The sequence below is a fragment of the uncultured Kluyvera sp. genome (assembly GCF_902485085.1).
GTDB lineage: Bacteria > Pseudomonadota > Gammaproteobacteria > Enterobacterales > Enterobacteriaceae > Kluyvera > Kluyvera ascorbata.
Map to the genome: position 1 here is coordinate 1 of NZ_CABTJS010000047.1, position 2550 is coordinate 2550.

General features: G+C 54.3%; 4 protein-coding genes. All 4 read right to left on the reverse strand.

Annotation, left to right across the window (positions count from 1 at the left end; translation table 11 throughout):
- A partial coding sequence (locus RDN66_RS06100) for a Tar ligand binding domain-containing protein (RefSeq protein WP_308537698.1) occupies nucleotides 1-272 on the reverse strand: 272 nt, incomplete at its 3' end.
- 160 nt (nucleotides 273-432) lie between these two features.
- Nucleotides 433-1551 (reverse strand): S-(hydroxymethyl)glutathione dehydrogenase/class III alcohol dehydrogenase, encoded by a 1119-nt coding sequence (locus RDN66_RS06105; protein WP_308537699.1) that lies wholly within the window; start codon nucleotides 1549-1551, stop codon nucleotides 433-435.
- 30 nt (nucleotides 1552-1581) lie between these two features.
- A complete protein-coding gene (locus RDN66_RS06110; RefSeq protein ID WP_008502288.1) occupies nucleotides 1582-1857 on the reverse strand; it encodes a metal/formaldehyde-sensitive transcriptional repressor in 276 nt (91 codons plus the stop codon).
- 446 nt (nucleotides 1858-2303) lie between these two features.
- Nucleotides 2304-2507 (reverse strand): hypothetical protein, encoded by a 204-nt coding sequence (locus tag RDN66_RS06115; RefSeq protein ID WP_308537700.1) that lies wholly within the window; start codon nucleotides 2505-2507, stop codon nucleotides 2304-2306.
- Nucleotides 2508-2550: the final 43 nt, after the last annotated feature.

Genomic DNA, 2550 nt, shown 5'->3' on the forward strand with positions numbered 1-2550 from the left:
GCGATACGGCTTGCCGCACCGGCGTGGATCAGATTGATACGCGCGGTTCGCAGATGGTTTGAGCTGTTCGACAGCCCCATACGCACCTGAATTTCGGATGTGACATCCTGCTGATCGTTATCGGCCTGCAGCAGGAAATACCCTGCCAGACCCGAGCTCAAGGCAAACAGAAGAATAATGCCACCGAGAATGGAGGAAAACAGCGGAACCAGCCTGATGTGATGCAAGAAGCCCAGCTTGCGCTGCGCCAGCATCGAAGTAGTGTTGTCCATGACCGTCGACTCTCTTGTAGGTAAGATGCGTAAAAACACGCCTGTTAAATAGTCATCGGCACGGCAGAGATTTAGATTACGGCTAAAAACGCCGCACTGGTCACACTTTAGAGAAGATTATTAAAGAAATGCCAGCGGCGAAAAACCGCTGGCAGAAGAGTTACTTGTCGCCGAAATGGATAACGGTACGGATGGATTTTCCTTCGTGCATCAGATCAAACGCCTCGTTGATCTTCTCCAGTGGTAAGCGATGGGTAATGAACGGATCGAGCTGAATCTTGCCGACCATCGCATCTTCAACCATACCCGGAAGCTGGGTACGGCCCTTCACGCCGCCAAACGCGGAACCGCGCCATACGCGCCCGGTGACCAGCTGGAATGGACGGGTTTTAATCTCCTGGCCCGCACCGGCCACGCCAATGATGATGCTCTCGCCCCAGCCTTTGTGGCAGCACTCCAGCGCGGAACGCATCACGTTGACGTTGCCGATACACTCGAAGCTGAAGTCCACGCCGCCGTCGGTCATCTCAACGATGACGTCCTGAATCGGCTTCTCGTGATCTTTCGGGTTCACAAAATCGGTCGCGCCCATTTCACCCGCCAGCCTGAATTTCTCCGGGTTGGTATCGACCGCAATGATACGACCGGCCTTAGCCTGCACCGCGCCCTGAATCACCGCCAGACCAATGCCGCCGAGACCGAACACCGCCACGGTATCGCCCTCTTTGACTTTTGCGGTGTTATGCACCGCGCCAATACCGGTGGTCACGCCGCAGCCCAGCAGGCAGACTTTATCCAGCGGCGCCTGCGGGTTCACCTTCGCCAGCGAGATCTCCGCGCAAACGGTGTATTCGCTGAAGGTGCTGGTGCCCATGTAGTGATAAACCGGCTCGCCGTTGTAGGAGAAACGGGTCGTCCCGTCGGGCATCAGCCCTTTCCCCTGGGTGGCGCGAACGGCCTGGCAGAGGTTAGTTTTGCCGGATTTACAGAACTTACACTCGCCACATTCCGCAGTGTACAGCGGGATCACGTGATCGCCCGGCTTCAGGCTGGTCACGCCCTCGCCCACTTCCACCACAATCCCGCCGCCTTCATGGCCGAGCACCGCCGGGAAGACACCTTCCGGGTCGTCGCCCGAGAGCGTAAACGCATCGGTATGACATACGCCGGTATGGGTGATTTTGATCAGCACTTCGCCTTTCTTCGGCGGTGCCACGTCAATTTCAACGATTTTGAGCGGCTGGCCGGGGCCAAATGCAACTGCAGCGCGAGATTTCATATGTCTTCCCTTCTTGTCAGGTATGTGGATTTATTTTAGATAAGAGCGCAGTAAATGGCCGACTTCCGCCATGCGAACGGCACGCTGATCCGGCGTGGTGTCCCCCGCTACCAGCTCATCTTTGAGGTGAATTTCAACCATTTCGCCCATCAGGCCATTGGCAGCCCCGCGCACGGCGGCAATTTGCTGCAGGATGGCCAGACAGGGGTCGCCCGACTCCAGCGCGCGTTCAAGGGCATCAACCTGGCCCCGAATGCGGCGGACGCGGGTAAGAATACGTTTTTTATCTTCGGGTGAATGCGGCATACGCCCTCCTGATACTATAGGGGGGTATGGTACCTATTTTGTTACCGCTGTGTAAACCTAAAGATGAGAGGGTTGAGGTTTTGTACAAAACTCGGGGGAGGCATTGAATACGCCAGATAACGAAGCAAAATAAAAAAGCGTAAAGTCTCATCCTGATAAGCCGATAAAAACAGGGTCTTTTTTTAATATAGGGATATTACATGCGTAAAATCATCTCCTCCATTGGGCTCATAGCAGGTATGGCTGTAGCCACACCCGCGGTTCACGCCAGCACGTTGACACAAACGTTGACCCGCTGCGACTCAACCTTTTTCAACGAGATTTATCATCAGCGAGCCAAACTCAGCCGCGTAGCCCCCTTAACGCTCAACAAGCATTCGCAGGCCTGGTTCAAAGCCCCTGAAGACGGCAATCGCACCATCTGGTTTGCTCAACCGCTGCATGAATTAAATCTGACGGTATCGGGATATTACCTGCAAACCAGGGAAGGTGCGAATAAGCAGGTCATTTCTTCCCAAGCTGACTCGCTGATTAAAATTTCGCGGATCTGGGCCGATTTTTTTCCCGCAAACACATCGAATCAGCCTATTTAGGCTATTTTTTCCACCATTTCTGGCGTTATTTCCGGTTTTTACTGAGATCTCTCCCACTGACGTATCATTTGGTCCACCCGAAACAGGTTGGCCAGGGTGA

Excerpts from the sequence above, each read along its gene's own strand:
- RDN66_RS06110 (WP_008502288.1), bottom strand. The coding sequence starts at position 1,857 with ATGCCGCATTCACCCGAAGATAAAAAACGTATTCTTACCCGCGTCCGC.
- RDN66_RS06105 (WP_308537699.1), bottom strand. The coding sequence starts at position 1,551 with ATGAAATCTCGCGCTGCAGTTGCATTTGGCCCCGGCCAGCCGCTCAAA.